The sequence below is a fragment of the Gordonia sp. J1A genome, from assembly GCF_055393515.1.
Genome location: NZ_AP041607.1, coordinates 3,452,202 through 3,471,675 on the forward strand (window position 1 = coordinate 3,452,202; position 19,474 = coordinate 3,471,675).

At 68.3% G+C, this 19,474-nt stretch carries 20 protein-coding genes; 7 read left to right on the forward strand and 13 right to left on the reverse strand.

Going from position 1 to position 19,474, the window contains the following annotated elements; genetic code table 11:
• Positions 1–5: 5 nt before the first annotated feature.
• A complete protein-coding gene (thpD, locus tag ACZ5QD_RS16015; protein WP_006897109.1) occupies positions 6–947 on the reverse strand; it encodes an ectoine hydroxylase in 942 nt (313 codons plus the stop codon).
• An 82-nt stretch (positions 948–1,029) separates the two neighbouring features.
• Here thpD and ACZ5QD_RS16020 point away from each other — a divergent pair, with 82 nt between their 5' ends.
• The 3 genes from ACZ5QD_RS16020 (at position 1,030) to ACZ5QD_RS16030 (ending at position 3,740) form a co-directional block, all read left to right on the forward strand.
• The gene (locus ACZ5QD_RS16020) at positions 1,030–1,518 is read left to right on the forward strand and encodes an acyl-CoA thioesterase (protein ID WP_346077405.1); all 489 of its coding nucleotides are present in this window, start codon (positions 1,030–1,032) and stop codon (positions 1,516–1,518) included.
• A gap of 10 nt (positions 1,519–1,528) precedes the next feature.
• Entirely contained in the window at positions 1,529–1,984 is a 456-nt protein-coding gene (aroQ, locus tag ACZ5QD_RS16025) for a type II 3-dehydroquinate dehydratase (protein ID WP_346077407.1), read from the forward strand.
• Positions 1,985–2,243: 259 nt separating this feature from the next.
• Positions 2,244–3,740 carry a DEAD/DEAH box helicase gene (locus tag ACZ5QD_RS16030; RefSeq protein ID WP_006897106.1) on the forward strand — a complete coding sequence of 499 codons (1,497 nt, stop codon included), beginning with the start codon at positions 2,244–2,246 and terminating at the stop codon, positions 3,738–3,740.
• Between the two features lie 25 nt (positions 3,741–3,765).
• Here ACZ5QD_RS16030 and ACZ5QD_RS16035 read toward each other — a convergent pair whose 3' ends face one another.
• The 4 genes from ACZ5QD_RS16035 to ACZ5QD_RS16050 form a co-directional block, all read right to left on the reverse strand.
• A complete protein-coding gene (locus ACZ5QD_RS16035; protein ID WP_006897105.1) occupies positions 3,766–4,512 on the reverse strand; it encodes an MBL fold metallo-hydrolase in 747 nt (248 codons plus the stop codon).
• Between the two features lie 4 nt (positions 4,513–4,516).
• Complete coding sequence (locus ACZ5QD_RS16040) at positions 4,517–6,469, reverse strand: arabinofuranosyltransferase (protein ID WP_006897104.1); 1,953 nt, start codon at positions 6,467–6,469, stop codon at positions 4,517–4,519.
• Between the two features lie 6 nt (positions 6,470–6,475).
• Complete coding sequence (locus tag ACZ5QD_RS16045) at positions 6,476–7,237, reverse strand: decaprenylphospho-beta-D-erythro-pentofuranosid-2-ulose 2-reductase (protein ID WP_006897103.1); 762 nt, start codon at positions 7,235–7,237, stop codon at positions 6,476–6,478.
• A gap of 69 nt (positions 7,238–7,306) precedes the next feature.
• Entirely contained in the window at positions 7,307–8,725 is a 1,419-nt protein-coding gene (locus ACZ5QD_RS16050; protein ID WP_006897102.1) for an FAD-binding protein, read from the reverse strand.
• Between the two features lie 171 nt (positions 8,726–8,896).
• Here ACZ5QD_RS16050 and ACZ5QD_RS16055 point away from each other — a divergent pair, with 171 nt between their 5' ends.
• The gene (locus ACZ5QD_RS16055) at positions 8,897–9,280 is read left to right on the forward strand and encodes a universal stress protein (protein ID WP_039867714.1); all 384 of its coding nucleotides are present in this window, start codon (positions 8,897–8,899) and stop codon (positions 9,278–9,280) included.
• A gap of 89 nt (positions 9,281–9,369) precedes the next feature.
• On the opposite strand, the gene ACZ5QD_RS16060 is transcribed toward ACZ5QD_RS16055, so the two are convergent.
• Positions 9,370–10,590, reverse strand: a complete 1,221-nt coding sequence (locus ACZ5QD_RS16060; RefSeq protein ID WP_464366935.1) for a lipase family protein — start codon at positions 10,588–10,590, stop codon at positions 9,370–9,372.
• A 136-nt stretch (positions 10,591–10,726) separates the two neighbouring features.
• Here ACZ5QD_RS16060 and ACZ5QD_RS16065 point away from each other — a divergent pair, with 136 nt between their 5' ends.
• Positions 10,727–11,227: a GtrA family protein gene (locus tag ACZ5QD_RS16065; protein WP_006897099.1), complete on the forward strand. Its 501-nt coding sequence runs from the start codon at positions 10,727–10,729 to the stop codon at positions 11,225–11,227.
• Positions 11,228–11,299: 72 nt separating this feature from the next.
• Here ACZ5QD_RS16065 and ACZ5QD_RS16070 read toward each other — a convergent pair whose 3' ends face one another.
• From ACZ5QD_RS16070 to ACZ5QD_RS16095, 6 genes are all read right to left on the reverse strand, one after another.
• Positions 11,300–12,322, reverse strand: a complete 1,023-nt coding sequence (locus ACZ5QD_RS16070) for a fused (3R)-hydroxyacyl-ACP dehydratase subunits HadA/HadB (protein WP_346077415.1) — start codon at positions 12,320–12,322, stop codon at positions 11,300–11,302.
• An 88-nt stretch (positions 12,323–12,410) separates the two neighbouring features.
• A complete protein-coding gene (locus ACZ5QD_RS16075; protein WP_006897097.1) occupies positions 12,411–13,289 on the reverse strand; it encodes a TIGR03619 family F420-dependent LLM class oxidoreductase in 879 nt (292 codons plus the stop codon).
• Positions 13,290–13,376: 87 nt separating this feature from the next.
• On the reverse strand, positions 13,377–14,276 hold the full coding sequence (glfT1, locus tag ACZ5QD_RS16080) for a galactofuranosyltransferase GlfT1 (RefSeq protein ID WP_346077423.1): 900 nt from the start codon (positions 14,274–14,276) through the stop codon (positions 13,377–13,379).
• Between the two features lie 17 nt (positions 14,277–14,293).
• A complete protein-coding gene (wzt, locus tag ACZ5QD_RS16085) occupies positions 14,294–15,130 on the reverse strand; it encodes a galactan export ABC transporter ATP-binding subunit Wzt/RfbE (protein WP_006897095.1) in 837 nt (278 codons plus the stop codon).
• An 8-nt stretch (positions 15,131–15,138) separates the two neighbouring features.
• Positions 15,139–16,002, reverse strand: a complete 864-nt coding sequence (gene wzm / locus ACZ5QD_RS16090; RefSeq protein ID WP_006897094.1) for a galactan export ABC transporter permease subunit Wzm/RfbD — start codon at positions 16,000–16,002, stop codon at positions 15,139–15,141.
• 22 nt (positions 16,003–16,024) lie between these two features.
• Positions 16,025–16,597 carry a bacterial proteasome activator family protein gene (locus ACZ5QD_RS16095; RefSeq protein WP_411815724.1) on the reverse strand — a complete coding sequence of 191 codons (573 nt, stop codon included), beginning with the start codon at positions 16,595–16,597 and terminating at the stop codon, positions 16,025–16,027.
• A 32-nt stretch (positions 16,598–16,629) separates the two neighbouring features.
• Between ACZ5QD_RS16095 and ACZ5QD_RS16100 the strand changes: the two genes are divergently transcribed.
• Complete coding sequence (locus ACZ5QD_RS16100; RefSeq protein ID WP_464366936.1) at positions 16,630–17,826, forward strand: aminotransferase class V-fold PLP-dependent enzyme; 1,197 nt, start codon at positions 16,630–16,632, stop codon at positions 17,824–17,826.
• A 135-nt stretch (positions 17,827–17,961) separates the two neighbouring features.
• Positions 17,962–18,459 carry a MarR family winged helix-turn-helix transcriptional regulator gene (locus tag ACZ5QD_RS16105; RefSeq protein ID WP_231875775.1) on the forward strand — a complete coding sequence of 166 codons (498 nt, stop codon included), beginning with the start codon at positions 17,962–17,964 and terminating at the stop codon, positions 18,457–18,459.
• 27 nt (positions 18,460–18,486) lie between these two features.
• On the opposite strand, the gene ACZ5QD_RS16110 is transcribed toward ACZ5QD_RS16105, so the two are convergent.
• Positions 18,487–19,458, reverse strand: a complete 972-nt coding sequence (locus tag ACZ5QD_RS16110) for an NAD(P)H-quinone oxidoreductase (protein WP_464366937.1) — start codon at positions 19,456–19,458, stop codon at positions 18,487–18,489.
• Positions 19,459–19,474: the final 16 nt, after the last annotated feature.

Genomic DNA, 19,474 nt, shown 5'->3' on the forward strand with positions numbered 1-19,474 from the left:
GTTCCTCACGCGAACGGTGAATCCGCCAGCGGGGTCAGCGGAGTCACGTCGCGCTCGGCGAGATAGTCCGGCCGCGGTGCGGTGCCCCCGTACGGTTCGCGGGGCGCGTTCTCGACACTGTTGAACACGAGGAACACATTCGCCCGCGGGTAGGGCGAGATGTTGTTACCGGAGGCGTGCATCGAGTTCGAGTCGAAGAAGAGGCCGGCGCCGGCGGCGCCGGTGAACTGCTCGATGCCGTGTTCGTATCCGAGCTCGGTGATGGCGCTCGGCGAGGGGACGCCGACGCGCTGGTCCTGCAGGGACTCGTGGAAATGGCCGTCGGGCGTCTCGCCGATGCAGGGCACGAACGTCCGGTGGGCGCCGGGCATGAGCATCAGGCCGCCGTTGAACGGGAAGTTGTCGGTGAGCGCGATCGACAGGCTCACGGTGCGCGGCGCCGGCAGGCCGTCCTCGGCGTGCCAGGTCTCGAAGTCGGAGTGCCAGTAGAACCCCGTGCCTGCCATGCCCGGCATCGCGTTGATCCGCGACTGGTGGATGTAGACCTCCGAACCCAGGATCTGGCGGGCGCGGTCGAGGATCCGGGGTGTGCGGGCCAGGGCCTCGAAGACCGGGCTGACCCGGTGGACGCGGAAGATCGACCGGATGGCCCCGGACTCCCGTTCACGGATCAGCAGTCCGCTGTCGGCGAGGTCGGCGTCGTCGGTCATCCGGTCGAACTCCGACCAGCACTCCTGCACCTGAGCCGGGGTCAACAGACCGTCTTCGATGTGGAACCCCTTGCGCTCGTACTCGGCGAGCGCCGTCGCCGGGAAGGGGCCGGGGGTGGCGCCCCAGACCGTCGGATCGGGCCGGGGAATGGTGTTGATGTCGTGGGTGGCACTGGCGTCGAGCCGCGAGGGGTAGCGGTCGTCGACGGCCTCGTGGGTGCTCCGCGCGGTAGTCAAGGAATCCTCCCTCCAATAGCGGCGGGCCGGACCGGCCCGCGTGTGATGGACCTCCTCCACCGTTACCAGAGTCGGGCGGCCGGTGGGTGAGGCAGTATCGGGAGAGCATCACATCGCCGAGATGCGAAAGGACCGACGATTGATCGCCTACCAGCACCGGGTTCGGTATCACGAGACCGATACGCAGACCTTTCTCTTCAATGCGCGGTACATGGAACTCGCCGATGTGGCGATGACCGAGTGGTTCCGCGCGATCGGCCACCCGTATCCCGGACTACTGGACGACGGACTCGACCCATCCGTGGTGAAAGCCGAGATCACCTTCTCCCGGCCCGCGAAGTTCGACGACGTGATCGACGTGGACGTGACGTGCCTGTCAGTGGGCCGGTCGAGTTTCTCCCTGCGGTTCGCGATGAGCAGGGGCGGGGAGCCGGTCAGCGAGGTGCGGCTGGTGTACGTGAACGTCGACACCGCGACGGAGCGGTCCCGCCCGCTGCCGGAGTCGGTCGCGCACACGCTGCGCGGTCTGGCGGAGCCGTCGCCCACGGCGGCGCACGGCGGTGCCGAGTAGAGTCCCAACCATGTCTGATGCCCCCGAGACTCCGCCGATTCTGCTGCTCAACGGCCCGAACCTGAACATGCTCGGGGTGCGTCAGCCAGAGGTCTACGGCGCGGACACCCTCGAAGACGTCGTCGAGTCGACCCGCCGGACCGCGGCCGAGTTCGGCCTGACGGTCCGGGCGCTGCAGACCAACCACGAGGGCGAGATGATCGACGCCGTCCACGCCGCCCGCGGCGAGATCGGGGGCATCGTCATCAACCCGGGCGGATGGACGCACACCTCAGTCGCGCTGGCCGACGCCCTCGTGGTGCCCGAGGTGCCGGTGGTGGAAGTGCACATCAGCAACGTGCACGCCCGCGAACCGTTCCGCCATCACTCGTACATCTCGCCGATCGCCGCGGGGGTGATCGTCGGCTGCGGAACCGCCGGATACGAGTTCGCGGTGCGCCGAATCGCCGCCCTCATGGGGCGCTGACCTGCTCGTTCACCGCTTATCGGTTCCGATGCCGTAGGATGGACGAGTCGGAGCGTGCTACTGCGCACGCTCGTTCATTCGGCGCAAATGCGCCGTGCGTCGTAGAACGCCTCCACGCAGACCCCGGATCCAACGCGGGTGCGTCGAACTTTCATACGGCGAACCGACACGCGCCCGCCGCGCGTGTTCGCCACCTGAATCCGCTCTGCGGCGCCTATGTGCCGTACGCGGATGCCCGCATGCAAAGGCTCCCACCTCCATGACCACATTCGCCGATCTCGGTGTGCCCGCCCCCATCGCCGACGCGCTCGCCGCCGAAGGCAAGGCCGAGGCGTTCCCCATCCAGGAGCGCACGCTCCCCGACACTCTCGCCGGCCGCGACGTCCTCGGCCGCGGCAAGACCGGCTCCGGTAAGACTCTCGCCTTCTCCGTGCCGCTGGTGACCCGCCTGGCCGGAGCCGGCGTGCGCCGCAAGCCCGGCCGCCCGACCGGACTGGTGCTGTCGCCGACCCGCGAACTCGCCACACAGATCGCCACCGCGATGGAGCCGCTGGCCTCGGCCGTGGGCCTGCGCGTCACCACCGTGTTCGGCGGTGTGAAGCAGACCCGCCAGGAGTCGGCGATGCGCGCGGGCGCCGACATCGTCGTCGCCTGCCCCGGACGTCTCGAGGACCTGATGCGACAGCGCATCGTCAGTCTCGACGACGTCCAGATCACGGTGCTCGACGAGGCCGATCACATGGCCGACCTCGGCTTCCTTCCGGTGGTGACCCGCATCCTGGCCGCCACCCCCGCGGGCGGCCAGCGGATGCTGTTCTCCGCGACGCTCGACAACGGCGTCGACAAGCTGGTGAAGCGATTCCTCTCCACGCCGGTGACGCATTCGCTGGAGGACGCGACCTCGCCGGTGGCGCAGATGACCCATCACGTGTTCCGCGTCGGCTCGGCCGCCGACAAGACCGAGTTGGTTCGCGAGCTCGCCTCCGGTACCGGACGGCGCATCCTGTTCACCCGCACCAAGCACCAGGCCAAGAAGCTGGCCAAGAAGCTGACCGCCGAAGGCGTGCCCGCCGTCGATCTGCACGGCAACCTGTCGCAGGCGCAGCGCGACCGCAACCTCGCCTCGTTCGCCGCACCGGACGGCTCCAAGGTCCTCGTCGCGACCGATGTCGCGGCGCGCGGCGTTCACGTCGACGGTGTGGAACTCGTCGTCCACGTGGATCCGCCGGCCGAGCACAAGGCGTACCTGCACCGTTCGGGCCGCACCGCGCGTGCGGGCTCGGCGGGCGACGTGGTCACCATCTGCCTGCCCGAGCAGTGGGGCGATCTCCGCAAGCTGCTGCAGAAGGCCGCGATCAAGGTTCCCGGCCAGCAGGTGACGGCGAAGTCGGATGTCGTCGACGAACTCGTGGGTGAGCGTGCGCCGTACCGCGAGGCGCCGCCGGTGGCGCCGCAGCAGTCGCAGCGGCAGGGCGGCGGCCAGGGGCGTCGCCGGTCGGGTCAGGGCTCCGGTTCCGCATCCGGCGGCGGTGCTCGTCGCGGCGGTTCGGGACGGGGTGCTTCGGGGCGGGGTGCTTCGGCTCGCGGCGGTTCGGGACGTCCGCGTTCCGGCAGCGCGGGCCACGGCGAGACGCAGCCGTCGCGTCCGGCCGCCAAGGCGGTCCACACGTCCTCGACGCCCAAGTCCGATGCGGGTTCGGCGGCCCCGCGCCGTCGTCGCCGCGCCAGTCGCCCGGCGGGTGCCCCGCGCGGCTGACGGTTCGCTTCGGGCCCGGCCGAGGCTATCGGCTCAGGGCCTGATCGACGAAGGTCGCGACCCGGCCGCACAGCATCGGGCCGTGGCCGGGCATCACGATCACCGCGTCGAGGTCGCGCAGCGCCGCGACGGATTCCTCGTTCGCGGGGACGTCGTGGGTGAAGACGTGGTCGAGGCACTGCGGTCCGCGGCGTTTGGTGGTGGGGTGAGCGCTGATCAGCGCGTCGCCCGAGATCAGCACCTCGCCGTCGCCCGCGAGGAAGGCGCTGTGCCCGCGGGTGTGCCCGTGGGTCGGCACCGCGGTCGGCGAGCCCGGCAGCAGCGAGAGGTCGCCGAGCGGCTGAGCGTCGCCGATGCCGGACTTGTCGAGGGCGCCCAGGCGCACCACGCCCTGCAGCCAGCCGAGGACCCGCGGACGATAGGCGATCGGAGCGATGGTCGACGCGTCCGCCTGCTCGAGGAACTCACGACGCGCATGCGGCACCTCCGCAGGGTCGGCGTAGACCGGGAACGATCGCGTCCGGCCGATCCGCGCCAGCCCGCCCAGATGATCGATGTGCGCGTGGGTCAGCAGGGCCGCATGAACCTCCGACAGGTCGCTGCCCACCCGACGCAGCGACTCGGCCACCGCGTCGGCGTGACCGGGATACCCGCCGTCCACCAGCGTGACGCCCTCATCGGACTGAAGGATCACCCAGTTCACATACTTCGTGTGCACCAGGTGCGTCTTGGCCGAACCGTGGTCGATGGTGGTGATGTCGAGGTCTGCCATGCGATCAGCTCTTCTTCACGACGAGAACGAACGGCCCGATCTCCGTCACGGTGAACGCCGGATCGTCGAAGGCCGCGGGGTTGAAGGTGACGGTATACCGCTTGACGTTCGGATCGTTGGGATAGACGTCCTCTGCGAGTCGCAGCGTGTAGCCGTCCGGGCTGTAGCGGAACAGGAAGACGTTCGGCGGCCGCCACGGGCTGGTGCGGAGGTTGTCCTTCATCTCCTGCGGCGTCGACGCCTGTGACCACTTCTCGATCGTCGCCGCACGCTCGGTGAACTCCGCCAGCGGGTTCGCGTAATGCGAGGTCAACCCCTGGAATCCCCAGTACGGGTAGAGCGAGAGGAAACCGAAGTCGGCCGTCAGCACCACGTTGTCGGTGGCCGGCCGGCCCGTCTGGGCACGGATGGTCTCGTCGATCTTCGGGTAGTACGACTCGGCGCCGGGAGCGTGCTGATCGGCGCGTACGCCGCGGCCGTCGGTGTCGGTGTACGCGGTGGTGATCTCCACCGACAGCACCGACGGGATCTGCTGGGCGACGGCCAGCGCGGCGGCCGCTGCCACCACTCCGATCACGGTCCGGATGTCGCCGAATCGGGCGATCGCCGCCCGGCTGAGCCACACCACGCCGAACGCGCCGGCCGCGGCGAGGACGGCCGTGCTGACCGGCTCGAGGCGGAACGACAGCAGGGTGGTTCCCTTGGCCGTGAGGGCCAGCGACAGCAGCGTCAGTCCGACGACGCCGACGAGAGTGCACGCCATGCTCATCGCGATGGTGCGCCGGCGGCACTGCATCAGGATCCAGACGAAGCCGATCAGGCACAGCAGGCCGAGCAGGCTCACATGGAACATGGGCAGCGCGAGAATCGAACCGGACTCCGGCAGGTAGTGCTCGGCGCTGCCGCTCACCGCGACGTCGGTCCTGAACCGCTCGACGAGGTACGGCCCCCACACGATGAGCGCGATGGCGCCGGCGAGCACCCCCATCACGACGAGCCGGATGAGAACCGCGACTATGCGGGGCCGTCGCTCCGCGGAGATCGTCTCGCGCGGCACCGTCTTGTTGCGCGGCAGCAGCCAGGCCTGCACCAGATAGACCAGCGCCATCAGCACCGCGGTGCCGGCGAAGAGCGCGGTGAACAGGGTGTACACAGTGGCGGAGAGGCCGATGAAGACGCCGCCCGCGATCACCGCGAGCCAACTCGTCTGCGACAGCGGCGTGGGACCGCCGGCCAGTCTCGACCGGCCTCGAAGCGCGTACGCGCACACCACGAGCATCGGGATGCCGACCAGGATGAGGGTGGCGGAATAGGGTTCGGGCGACGCGAACTGCAGGGTCACCAGGGTCACGGCGATCGAGACGGCGGTCCCGGCCGTCACGCCGACCATCCGGTTCCACAGGGCCGCGCCGAGTGCGGCGGCCACCGCGACCGACAGGATGGCCCACGGCTTGTAGGCCTCCCAGCCGGCCAACCCCAGGGTGTTCGCGTACCGGCCGCCGAGCCAGAACCAGGTCGCCGGATAGTACGGCGGCAGATCCGCGTAGGTCATGTCCGCCAGATGCGGGCTCGACGTCAGGCGCGTCAGATACTCGGTGCGGAACTGCTGATCGACGGACAGGCCGAAGAGATACAGCTTGGTGGCGCCGAGCGGCATGCCCAGCGTCACCGTCACCAGCCCGGCGGACGCGAACGCCGACAACAGCGAGGCCAGGATCCGCGAGCCGTAGCGCGACCACACCACGGCGACCACGGCGAGCAGCAGACAGGCCGTCTGCCCGAGCGTGGTCAGCGCCCGCGTGACATTGGAGGTGTTGAACGCAGGCCAGCCGACTGCGCCGATGATCTTGAGCCCGGCGAAGGCGATGACCGCCGCACCGAGGACCGCGCCGCCGAGTTCGACGACGTCACGGGTACGACCGGAGAGCCGGGGCCGGTCGGCAGCGGAGGTCTCCACCGGCCGTCAGATGGGGAGCTTGCGGAACACCGGGCGCGGGATGTGCCGCAACACCATCATGATGAAGCGGAACGGGCCGGGCACCCAGATGACGTCCTTGCCCTTGTCGACCGCGGCGACGGCCATCCGTGCCACGTCTTCCTTGTTCACCGTCAGCGGGGCCTCGGCGACGTGCGCGGACAGGCGGGTACGGACCTGGCCTGGGCGGATGACCAGTACCCGGATGCCCTCGGGACGCAGCGCGTCGCCCAGCCCGAGGTAGAAGCCGTCGAGGCCGGCCTTGGTGGAGCCGTAGACGAAGTTGGAGCGGCGGACGCGCTCGCCGGCCACCGAACTCATCGCGATGATCTGACCGTGGCCCTGCTCGCGCATCTTCTCGCCCAACAGGACACCCACCGAGACGGCGGCCGTGTAGTTGATCTCGGCCTCGAGGACCGCGAGCTTCTGGTCCTGCCAGGCCTGCTCGTCGTCGCCCTGGATTCCGAACGCGACGATGGCGACGTCGATGTCGCCGCCCTCGAAGGCCTTGTCGATCACCTCGCGGTGGGTGTCGGTGGCGAGCGCGTCGAAGTCGATCTGCTCCACCGACGACGCGCCGGCGGCGGTCATCTGCTCGGCCGCAGCGGCGGCCGCCGGGTCGTTCGGGACGGTGGCGAGCACCACGCGCATCGGACCCCGGGTGAGGAACTCCGAAGCGATGGCCAGACCGATCTCGGAGCTGCCGCCGAGGATCAGGATGGACTGCGGAACGCCGACGGCGTTGAACATGGGTGTCTGCTTTCTCACGTGCGGTCGGTGTAGGGCTCGTCGAGCCGGTTCGGACTCAGCCGGCTCGGGTCAGACCAGTTCCAGTCTGCGGCCCATGTCGGACATGAAGACGTGGTTCGGGTCGACGCGGCGCCGGGTGGCGATCCACTTGTCGATCTCGGGGTACATGGCGTGGAAGGTCTCCGCGCTCGTCCGCGAGTCCTTCGCGGTGTACAGGCGTCCGCCGATGGACATCACGCGACGGTCGAGTTCGGTGACGAACTCGTGCAGGCCGCGCTTGATCGGGAAGTCGACGCAGATGTTCCAGCCCGGCATCGGGAAGCTCAGCGGCGCTTGGTTGCCCTCGCCGAACAGCTTGAAGACGTTGAGGAAGCTGACATGGCCAGACGCCTGGATGTCGTAGATGATGCCCTTGAATTCCTCGACGGCCTCGGGCGGAACGATGAACTGGTACTGCAGGAAACCCTTCGATCCGTACGCGCGGTTCCAGTTCCCGAACAGGTCGAGCGGGTGGTAGAACTGCGTCAGATTCTGGATCTTGCCCTGGTAGTTGCCGCCCATCCGGTAGTAGGCCTCGCCGACCAGTGAGAAGTTCAGCTTGTTGGCCAGCCCGTTCGGGAAGATGTCCGGGAAGTTCACCAGCGTGGGCGCGTCGAACTTCAGCGGGTCCTTCGCGAGCTTGTCGGGCAACTGGTCAAGCCGCGCGAGGCTCCCGCGCGAGAAGGTGCCTCGGCCCAGACGCGGAGGCTTGCTGATCGCGTCGAACCAGCCCGAGGAGTACGTGTAGTTCTCCTCCGACCCGTCCATGTGCAGGGCGATGGTCTCGTCGAGGCTGTTGGTGACGCTGCCGTCGGCGATGAAGTACGCGGTCTCGGTGCGCGTCATCTGGATCTTGGCGCGCAGGATGATGCCGGTGAGGCCGATGCCGCCGATCGTCGCCCAGAAGATGGAGGCGTCGGGGTCGTCGGAGGTGCCGCCCGGGGTCAGCGTCAGGATCTCGCCCGACGCGGTGAGCAGCGAGATCTCGACCACGTGGTTGCCGAAGCTGCCGGCGCTGTGGTGGTTCTTGCCGTGGATGTCGCAGCCGATGGCGCCGCCGATCGTCACCTGGCGCGTGCCCGGCAGCACCGGAACCCACAGGCCGTGGGGCAGCGCGATGCGCATGAGGGTGTCCAGGTCGACGCCGGCGTCGAGATCGATGATCCCGGTCTCGTCGTCGATCTCGTGGATCCTGGTCAGCTGGGTCATGTCGATCGTCAGACCGCCCGAGTTCTGGGCGTTCTCGCCGTACGACCGGCCGAGGCCGCGGGCGATGACGCCGCGGCGAAGGTAGCTGGGCTTGTCTGCGTTGTCGTCGGCCACGCGTGCCACCGCTTCGGCGATGAGCTCCGGGTACGGAGTCGACAGGACATGGCCTTCTGTCGGCATGGTCCGGCCCCACCCCATGAGCTTGCGGGTCTCGATCGGGAGTACAGCTGTGTTCGTCATCGGAGTAGAGACTACTCGTCGGTCAGCTGGTCCGGGATCCTTGAGTCGGCGCTGTGTCGGGCGGCACTGCGTATCGAGGTCGGGCTGTGGCCGTCGCGGACTGTGGTGATCGCCGGCGTCGACTACATTCGGTTCTCGAGACATGTGACAGGAACCAGGGAGGTGGCGGGCATGATCGTCGTCGGATACTCGTCCGGCTCGTTCGGGCGAACCTGCCTGGAGCACGGCATCGATGAGGCGCGCCGCCGCGGGACCGATCTCCTGGTGATCAACGCGGTCTCCGAGGCACGCGGCCAGCGTTACGCCGAGGCCGACGAGATCGTGCAGATTCAGGAGCGGCTGTCGTCGTCGGGGGTGAAGTTCCGTATCACGCAGCCGATCGGCACCACCCCGGCCGAGGAACTCCTCAACGCGATGGACGATCCCGAGGCGGAACTGCTCATCATCGGCATGCGGCGACGCACCCAGGTCGGCAAGCTGCTGCTGGGCAGTACCTCGCAATACCTGCTCGTCGAATGCCGCAAGCCCGTCCTCGTGGTGAAACCCGAACCCTGAGCCGCGCGCCTCCGCGCCGTTCGACGACAGAACCCCCGTCCGGGACGGGGGTTCTGTCGTCGAATGGAGTGTCTACTGTGCGCCGGGCGTCAGCGCAGAATCCGCGCGACGAACGGCGTCGAGTCCTTCATCGAGGCCAGGACGGTGCCCGAGTGATCCTGGGTCGGGTAGACGTGCAGTTCCACGGGCTGCCCGGCCGAGACCATCTGCCCGTACAGCGACAGCGCCGACGGAGCCGGGACGTCCATGTCCTTGAGCCCCTGGCCGAGGAAGATCGGACGGTCGTAGCCGCGATACGGGGTGCTCATGTAGTCCACCAGCGCGCCCTGCACGCCGGGGATGGAGGTGACGGGCTTGCGGAACCAGTCGCGGATCTTCGCTCCCTCGACCACCGAACGCATCTCCGGGTAGCAGCGGGTGCGTGCCTCGTTCACCACTCGACGCCCCTCGGGAGTGAGGATCGACAGCGGCTTGAGGTCGGGCCGGGCGTCGGAGAAACCGGCCCAGATGTAGGCGGCGTAGACGTTCAGACCGGTGGGCAACGCGACCGGAGGGAAGCCGGGACCGGCCTGCCAGACGATGTGTTCGATGTTGGCGGGGGTGCCGGTGGCGACCACGCCGCGGTAGTCCAGGCCCGATCCGCGTGAGTACTCGGTCGCACGGCGGGCGCCGTTGAGCGCCGCGCTCGCGCCCTGCGACTGTCCGACGATCGCCCACGTCTTCGACAGCGGCAGGCCGGAGTGCGATGTGGCCTTCACCGAGTCGACGATCGAGTGGGCCTGCACCTTGCTGCTCAGGTAGTTCATCAGGCCCGGAGTGCCGAGGCCCGCGTAGTCGGTCGCGACGATCGCGTAGCCCTGGTTCAGCCAGTGGTTCAGGTACTCCTGGTCGCGATCGCTTCGCGGCTGGGCCGACGGGGTGCAGTCGTCGCCGAGCCCGGTGGTCCCGTGCGCCCAGGCGATCACCTTGTAGCCGCCCTTCGGTGCCGGACGCTTCGGGAGGAAGACGGCGCCGGTGCTGACCGCGGGGGCACCGTGGACGTCGGTGGTCGCGTAGAGGATGCGATAGGCGCTCGACGCGCCGGTCAGGTCGACCGACCCGGCGAGCGGCGTCTTCTGGATCAGTGTGCCGGGTGCGCCGATCGGGCCGTTGTAGCCCCGGGCGTCGAGACCCGACCAGACCGGTGCGGCGGTGGCGGCGTCGTCGGCGCGAGCGGCCGGAGCGGTGGCGAAGAGGCCGGCGGCCGCAGTCGCCGCCACGGTGAGGGCGACCACCGATCGCTTGAAACGGAGGAGGGAGGGACTGCTCATAGTGGACGACCCTAAGCCAACCGCCTCACAATCCGGTAGCCGGACGGCTCGATTGCGGGACCGCGTTCTCAGCTTTCGCTCATATCGACCTCGGTCGGCCACGGGCTAGGCTGGCACGGTGTCAGATACGTCGCCCGTGAACGAGGATCCTGCGAAGCCCGGACATCATCCGGAGCACGAGGACTTCCACACCCGTCACGCACCGATGCCGATCGAGCTGCCGCTCGACGACGAAGAGGCGTCGACCGATGTCGACATCAAGACCCAGATCATCCGGTTCATCGCGACCGGAGCGCTCTCGGCGGTCTTCGACTTCAGCCTCACCTTCCTGCTCCAGGAGGTATTCGGTGCGCCGTTCTGGCTGGCCAAAGCGGCGGGCTTCATTCTCGGCACCACGATCGCCTATCTGATCAACCGCCGGTGGACCTTCCGAGCCGAGCCCAGCACCGCGCGGTTCATCGCCGTCGTCCTGCTCTACGCGGTGACCTTCTTCGTCAACATCGGTCTCTACAACTGGCTGATGCACGCCTGGGGGACGGGCTTCCTCCTCATCGTCCTGGCTTTCTGCATCGCGCAAGGTGTCGCGACCGTCATCAACTTCGTCGTCCAGCGTGCGGTGATCTTCAAGATCCGCTGACGTCCGAGAAGCGTTATGCCGTATTCCGTTACCCGAATCGGGTAACGGAATACGGCATAAGCGTTGAGACGATCAGGCGAACTGGACGGTCGCGGTGCAGCGGCCGAAGACGCGCTTCCCGTTGACGCTGGCGCCGAAGACGATCAGGGCGCGACGGTTCTCGGGGTCGAGCGACTTGACCTTCGCGGTGTATTCGACGACCGCCGGCTCGTGAGCCGGGACGTAGACCGGGCTGGTGAACCGTGCGCTCATGTCGCGGAAGGCCGCGGGGTCGCCCACCTGCGAGGTGAGGTAGCCGGCGGCGGTTCCGAGGGTCAGCATCGCCTGCGCGACCACGGTGTCGAGCCCGGCGGCCTGCGCCACCTTCGCGCTGTGATGGATCGGGTTCGGATCGCCGGATACGCCGATGTAGTTGATGACGTCGCCGCGGGTGAAGCGCTGCGCGCGGACCGGCAGGTCCATGCCCTCGGTCAGCGAGTCGAACGGAATCGTCGTCCAACGCACATCCGACTCGGGCGGGATCGCCGCCGGTTCGGCCGGGCTGAGCGGCTGCACGTGCCGGTCGCCACCGGTGAACATGATGCCGTCGACGATCTCCTCGAAGTCGTCGGGAAGACGGTCGGCGTCCTCGCCGGGACCGGCCAGCGACGTCCACGACTCCTGCAGCACGCCCTTGTCGATGTCTCGGACCAGGGTCTTGACAGTGAACAGGTCGGCTCCCGCCACGGTGCGGTACGACTCGAGGGAGACGTCGCAGTACAGCCGGTCGCCGGCCTCGATCGGCCGGTGGAACGCGAACCGCTGGTCGATCTGCAGGACGCCCGACTTCAGCAGATCGCCGGGGACGGCCTTCTCCAGGAGCTGGGCCTGCGCCTTGGCACCCATGATGGCGACGATCGTCAGGGGTGCGACGAGCGCGGCGTGCCCGCCTTCGCGGGCCTTGGCGTCGTCCCAGTGAAGCGGGTTGTCGTCGTGCAGGGCGCGGGCGAATTCGCGGATCTTCTCGCGACCCACCTCGTAGTAGTCGGCTGTCGTGAAGACCTTTCCGATCGCCTGATCGATGGCCTCAGCGCGAGTCAGTTCACGGCTGGTCATTCGAATAAGGTACCTGACGTGCGAGGGAGCAGAAAAATGCCGGGTTCGTGGCCGGCCGGCGCCCGGTGGGGCCGTCGCACGACTGCGATCACCCGTTGACTTTCGCGATCACCGACTCGCCGAAGCGCTCCAGATTCGCGATCTTGGTCTCCAGCGGCTCGGTGTCGCGGCCCATGATGTAGGGCAGCCGGAACCCGACGATCACGTCCGTGACGCCCTTGTCCTCGAGGCGGCGGCACCCGTCGACGGTGTACGCATCCAGGGAGATCACGTGGATCTCGAACGGATCGTTCTCCTTGCCCTCGGCCTTGCGGATCGCGCCGAGCTTGTCGATCAGAGCGTCGAGTTCCTCGGGGGCGCCGCCGCCGTGCATCCAGCCGTCGCCGCGGATCACGGCTCGCTTCAGTGCGGCGTCGGCGTGCCCGCCGACCAGGAGCGGAATCGGCTCGGAGGGTGTCGGACTCATCTTGATCTCGGGAATGTCGTAGAACTCACCGTGGAACTCGAAGTACCCGGGAGTCGTCAGGCCGCGGATGATGTCCATGCATTCGTCCATGCGCTTGCCGCGGCGGGCGTAGTCGACGCCCATCAGGTCGTAGTCCTCGCGCCAGGGGCTGGTTCCGACGCCCAGGGCGAGCCGGTTGCCGGTCAGGCAGGCCACCGACGCGGCCTGCTTGGCGACGAGTGCCGGCGGTCGGACGGGCAGTTTGAGCACGAAGGGCAGGAAGCGCAGGGTGCTGGTGACGGCGCCGAGGGCGGCGGCCTGGATGAAGGTCTCGATGAAGTCCTTGTCTTCGAGGAACTCCCGCCTGCCGTCCGGGGTGTAGGGGTACACCGAGTCCGATTCCTTGGGGTAGGCGAGGGAGTCGGGGATCGTCATGCCCGCGAACCCGGATCGCTCGGCCGCCTGCGCCAGCGCCGGATAGTAGGTGTAGTCGGTCATCGCTTCGGCAAAGGTGAATCGCATGGACCCCAGACTAGAACACGTTCTAGTGCGGGACGAGGTTTCCGGATCTCCGGCGACCGGGTCCGCCCATCCGCCTCCGCACGTGGCTCAGGGGCGGCCGAACCGCTCCGCGCGACCGAGGCGGCGCAGCCGCATCCACTCGCGGAACCCCGCCGGATCGCGCTGCTGCACGAGGAAGTACCACGCGAATCGCGCATACTCCTGCGGAAGCAGCTTCCGCATGCCGGGCTGGCTCATCAGATAACCGCGATTGCGGTAGGTGAAGAACCGCTTCACCTCGTTGTCGGGGTACTGCGTGTGCATCCGGCCTCCGAGGATCGGCCGGAACTCGTCGCTGCCGTCGGGGTGCAGATAGGCGGTGGTCAGACAGGTGCCGAAGCCGATCCCCGAACGTGCCAGGCGTCGATGAATCTCCACCTCGTCGCCGCGGAAGAACAGCCGGAGGTCGGGGACGCCGATCGCGTCGAGGGTGTCCGCGGAGAACAGCGCACCGTTCATCAGTGACGCGATGCCCGGCAGCAGATCGTCGTGACCGGGTGTCTCGGTATCGGTGAAGAGTTCCGACCGCTTGCGCCGCCACACCAGACCGCGGCGCAGCGGGAAGGCGAGGTCGTCGGGCGCGTCGATGTTCACCACCACGGGGGAGACCTGGCCGAGGCGGTGGCGGCGAGCGCAGTCCAGCAGTGTCGAGAGCACCTCCGGGCCCTCCGGCCGGCCGTCGTCGTCGGCGCACCAGACCCAGTCGGCGCCCAGCGCCAGCGCGTGCAGCATGCCGAGGGCGAAGCCGCCGGCACCGCCGAGGTTGTGCCGCGAGGGCAGGTAGGTGGTCGGCACGGGCTGGCTCGCCACGAGCTCGCCGACCTCGGGCTCGGCGGCGTTGTCGACGACGATCAGGTGGTCGAGCGGCCGGTCCTGCGCCGCCAGCACCTTCAGGGATTCGGCGAGCAGTTCGCGGCGCTTATGGGTGACGACGACGCCGACGACCATCTCGGCGGTCGGCGCACTCACGCCGAACCCGGGGTGCCGGAGGCGCCGTCGCGCTCGTCGGCGAGTTCGTCGAGCACTTTGCGCACGTGCTGCGCGGCGTCGGGGCCCTCGTAGGCGCCGACGACCTCTTCGATGCCGCCGTCCATCCGGATCTGACCGTGGTCGATCCACAGCGCGCGGTCGCAGAGCTGAGCGAGGAACTCGTTGGAATGGCTGGCGAAGACCAGGATTCCCGAACGCTCCACCAGGGCCTGCAGCCGGACGCGGGCCTTCTTCATGAACTCCGCGTCCACCGCGCCGATCCCCTCGTCGAGGATGAGGATCTCCGGATCGATGCTGGTGACCACGCCCAGCGCCAGGCGCACGCGCATGCCCGTGGAGTAGGTGCGCAGGGGCATCTCGAGGTAGTCGCCGAGCTCGGAGAACTCCGCGATCTCGTCGGTCTTCTTCAGCATCTCCTTGCGGCTCATCCCCAGGAACATGCCGCGGATGATGATGTTCTCGTACCCGGAGATCTCCGGGTCCATGCCGACGCCGAGGTCGAAGACGGGCGCCACGCGGCCGGTGACGCGGCACGATCCGCGGGTCGGCTCGTAGATACCCGAGAGCAGACGCAGCAGTGTCGACTTTCCCGCGCCGTTGTGGCCGACGAGGCCGACGCGATCGCCGTGCTGCAGGTGCAGGTTGATGTCGCGCAGGGCCTCGACCACGACGGTCTTGGAATTGTTGGCGCCGATCACGCCGCCGGCGGCGCCGATCACCGCCTTCTTGAGGGAGCGCGTCTTGGCGTCGAAGATGGGGAAGTCGACGCAGGCGTCCCAGGTGTCGACGCGGATGTCGGTGTTGGCTGTCACAGGTCCTCCTAGACCCAGTACGCCACGCGGGCGCGGTAGTTGCGCATCACGAACATCGCTGCCGTCCAGCCGACGGCTGTGCAACCGATCACGATCAGCCAGTGGTACAGCGCGACGTGCTGGCCGAGCAGCGGGCCGCGCGCGATCTCCAGGTAGTGGTACATCGGGTTCAGCTCCACCAGCTTCAGCCGGCTCGACTCGTCGGCGCCGGTGCTGCTGAGCGACTGCGCCGACCAGATGATCGGCGTCATGAAGAAGACGAGCCGGACGGCGGTGGTCAGCAGCTGGCCGATGTCGCGGAACCGGGTCGACATGATGCCGAAGACGATCGTCGTCCAGACGGCGTTCAGCGCGTACAGCAGCAGCGCCGGGAAGACGAGCAGGACCGTCCAGCCCAGGGGCTGCGGGAACACCGCGAGCAGGATCAGATAGATCACGATGTTGTGGGCGAAGATGATGAGGCTGCGCCACACCACCCGGTACACGTGCACGCTGGTGGGCGCGGGGAGCTGTTTGATCAGTCCTTCATTGGTGGAGAAGACCACCGAGCCGTCGAGGATCGAGGTCTCGATGAAGCCCCAGAAGATGAAGCCGAGGGTCACGTACGGCAGGAAGACCTTGATGTCCTGGTGGAACAGCTCGCCGTAGAGGATTCCCATCGCGACGGCGGTGACGCCGGTGGCGACCGTGATCCACAGCGGACCGAGCACCGAGCGCTTGTAGCGCTGCTTGATGTCGGTCCAGCCGAGGTGCAACCACAGCTCGGAGTTGCGGAACCCGTCGACGAGGTCCTTGAAGCCACGACCGAACGTCTTCGAGTCGGAGGCCTGGGGCGCGGGCGGGATTCCGCCGTCATTGACTACGGCTGACACAAGGCCACAGCATACAAGTGCCTCAGAGGTACTGACCTGTGCTGTGCCCGTCGTGTGGCACAGCTCCCGGAGGCAGCGCGCCCTGGCGCATCTGTTCGAGTTGGCTGCGGGCGGCCATCTGCTGAGCGAACAGCGCGGTCTGGATGCCGTGGAACAGGCCCTCCAGCCAGCCGACGAGCTGAGCCTGCGCGATCCGCAGCTCGGCGTCAGACGGGGTCACATCGTCCGAGAAGGGCAGGGCCAGCCGGTCGAGCTCGTCACGGAGTTCCGGCGCCAGCCCGTCGGCGAGCTCGGCGATCGACGTGCGGTGGATCTCCGCGAGCCGGTTGCGGCTGGCGTCGTCGAGAGGAGCCGCGCGCACCTCTTCGAGCAACTGCTTGATCATCGTCCCGATCCGCATCACCTTCGCGGGCTGTTCCACCATCGACGCGACGGTGCCGGGCTGGTCGTCGTCCGCGGAAGCGCGGCTCTCCTCGTTCGACGGCAGTCCGCCGGGGAGGATGATGGACTGCTGCTGGGGAAAGCCCGAATCGGGCTGGTCGTCTGGGCCGCCCGGTGTCGGGGAGCCGAACATTGCGGGGTGCATGGCGTCCATTGTGCCTTTTCGGTGCCAGTATCGTTGTGCGCATGCCGTTCGACATCGCCTCGGTCAGGGGGCTCTTTCCCGCGTTGGGGGACGGCTGGATCTACCTCGATCCGCAGACCGGGATGCAGATCCCGGATTCGGTGGCGTCCGCCGTCTCGACCGGATTCCGGTCGCTTCCGGTGGTCGCGGGCAGTCGTAGCCCCCAGGCTCGCGCAGCGGCGGAGACGATCGAGAACGCCCGGCGGGCGGTCGCGGATCTGCTCGGCGCCGATCCCGCCGGTGTGGTGCTGGGGTCGTCTCGAGCTGCGCTGATGTCGGCGCTGGCCGACGCGTTGCCCCTGTCCGCGTGGCTGAACCGGAACATCGTGCTCTCGCGGTCTGACGACGAGGCCGTTCTGACGCCGGCGCTGACCGGAGCGGCACGCCACGGGACTCAGGTCCGGTGGGCGGAGATCGACGTGGAGGACGGGACCCTTCCGACCTGGCAGTTCGCCGACATCATCGACGACCGCACCTCACTGGTGGCAGTCACTCTCGCCTCGTCGGTGAACGGCGCGATCACCGATATCGGTCCTATCGCCGGGCACGCCCGCGCCGCGCGGGCCCGGCTTCTGGTGGACGCGACCACCGCGGCGCCCTATGTGCCGCTGTCGATGGACGAGCTCGGCGCCGATGCGGTGCTGGTCAGCGCCGAGCGGTGGGGCGGCCCGCGGGTCGCCGCCCTCGTCTTCGCCGATCCGGAGCAGTTGGGCTCACTGGTCCGCGTGTCGATGAATCCGAAGGCCGCCGGCGCGGCACGCCTCGAACCCGAGCCGCTGCCGGGCGTCCTGCTCGCCGGGTTGATCGCGTCGATCGAGTATCTCGCCGGCCTCGATCAAGCAGCTGCGGGCACTCGCCGCGAACGCATCACCGCGTCGATGGACGCGACCTTCGAGTACGTGCACCGTCTGCTGTACTACCTGGTGAACTCCCTGTCCCATCTGTCGAACGTGCGGGTCATCGGGCCCGATGTGCACCGGGTCCCCGTGGTCAGCTTCGTCGTCGAGGGTGTTCCGGCCACCGAAGTCTGTGTTCGGCTCAGCGACAACGGGATCGCCGCACTGGCAGAGGTTCCCAGCCGCGCGCTGGGGGCGATCGGCGTCGACGAGATCGGCGGCGCCGTCACGGTGGGGCTCTCTCCGTACTCCACTCCGTACGAGGTAGACCAGCTGGTGAGGGTGCTCGGCTCGTTCGGCTGATCGCGCATACGGTGTTGATCCGTTCGGCGGACGTCGAGTTTGGCCACCGCGTACCCGCCGGTAGGGTCGTGATCGGCCGACCGTGACTCGTCGTGGCGGTCGATCGAGAATCTCATGAGGGTGGAGGACACGACCTTGGCGGAACCGGAAGGTGGCGATTTCGCTGAGCGCGGCGCTGATGGGCCTGCGTTGACGCCGGAGCAGCAGAAGCTGTGGCAGCAGTTCGTGAGCGGCGGCTGGATGATGTACCGCGCGTTCTTCCGCGAGATCGACCGTGCGGCGCCGCTGACGTCGGCGGACTGGCGACTGCTCGAGGTTCTCGCGTCCGCGCCGCAACTGCGCATCAGCGATCTCGCCGATGCCACCCAGATCGGTCTCAGCACGGTGTCGCGCCAGGTCAGCCGCTTTCTGGAGCGCGGCTACGTGGTGCGCGCGGAGTCGGTGGAGGACGATGCCCGTCAGAAGTGGGTGCAGATCACCGACGAGGGTATGGAAGCGCTCAAGCCGATCCTCGACACGCGTGACCGGGCGGTGCGCCGACTCGTCGTCGACCAACTGACTCCCGAGGAGTTCGAGCAGCTCTGCACGCTCTTCGGCAACCTCGGCGCGCGCATCGCCGAGACCGAGGACTGACGCCGAAGGGCGATGCCGCCGCGGCCGTCAGGCGATGGTCAGAAGCACTTTGCCGACGGCGTCGCCGGATTCGAGGCGCGCGTGCGCCGCATCGACCTCCGCGAGCGGGAAGGTGGAGTCGATCACCGGCCGGATGTCGCCCGACTCGATGAGCGGCCAGGTGCGTGCCACGGTCTCGGTGACCACCGCGGCCTTCGAATCCGGTCCGCCGCTGGCGGGGCGGGGACGCAGGGTGGTGCCGCTGACCGACGCGCGCTTGGCCATCAGTTGCCCGATGTTCAGTTCGGCCTTGGCGCCGCCCTGCATGCCGATGATGACCAGGCGGCCGTTGGTGGCCAGCGCCTTGATGTTCGAGGCCAGGTACCTCGCGCCGATGATGTCGAGGATGACGTCGGCGCCGCCGTGCTCCTTCATGACTGCGGCGAAGTCCTCGCTCGTGTAGTCGATGAGGATCTCCGCGCCGAACTCTTGGCACCGCTCGAGCTTCTCGCGGTTGCGGGCCGTGACCGCCACCCGGGCACCCATCGCGTGCGCGACCTGCGTCGCATGGGTGCCGATGCCGCTCGAACCCCCATGGATCAGCAGCAGCTCCCCGGTGGACAGGCCCGCGGTGTCGAAGACGTTGGACGACACGGTGCAGGCGACCTCGGGGAGCGCGGCGGCCGAGACGAGGTCGACCCCGCGCGGCACCTGCATCATCTGCTCTGCCGGCACCGCGACCTTCTCCGCATATCCGCCGCCGGCGAGGAGGGCGCACACCTCGTCGCCCACCTGCCAGCCCGAGACCCCTTCCCCGACCGCCGAGATCCTGCCGGACACCTCGAGGCCCATGATCTCTGACGCCCCGGGCGGTGACGGATAGTTGCCCGCGCGCTGGAGGAGGTCAGAGCGATTCACTCCCGCCGCGACCACGTCGATGACCACCTCGCCGACGGCCGGCGACGGGTCGGGGACATCCTGCAGGGACAGATTCTCGGCTTCGACGACGATGGCTTTCACGGTGTCGATGGTTCCA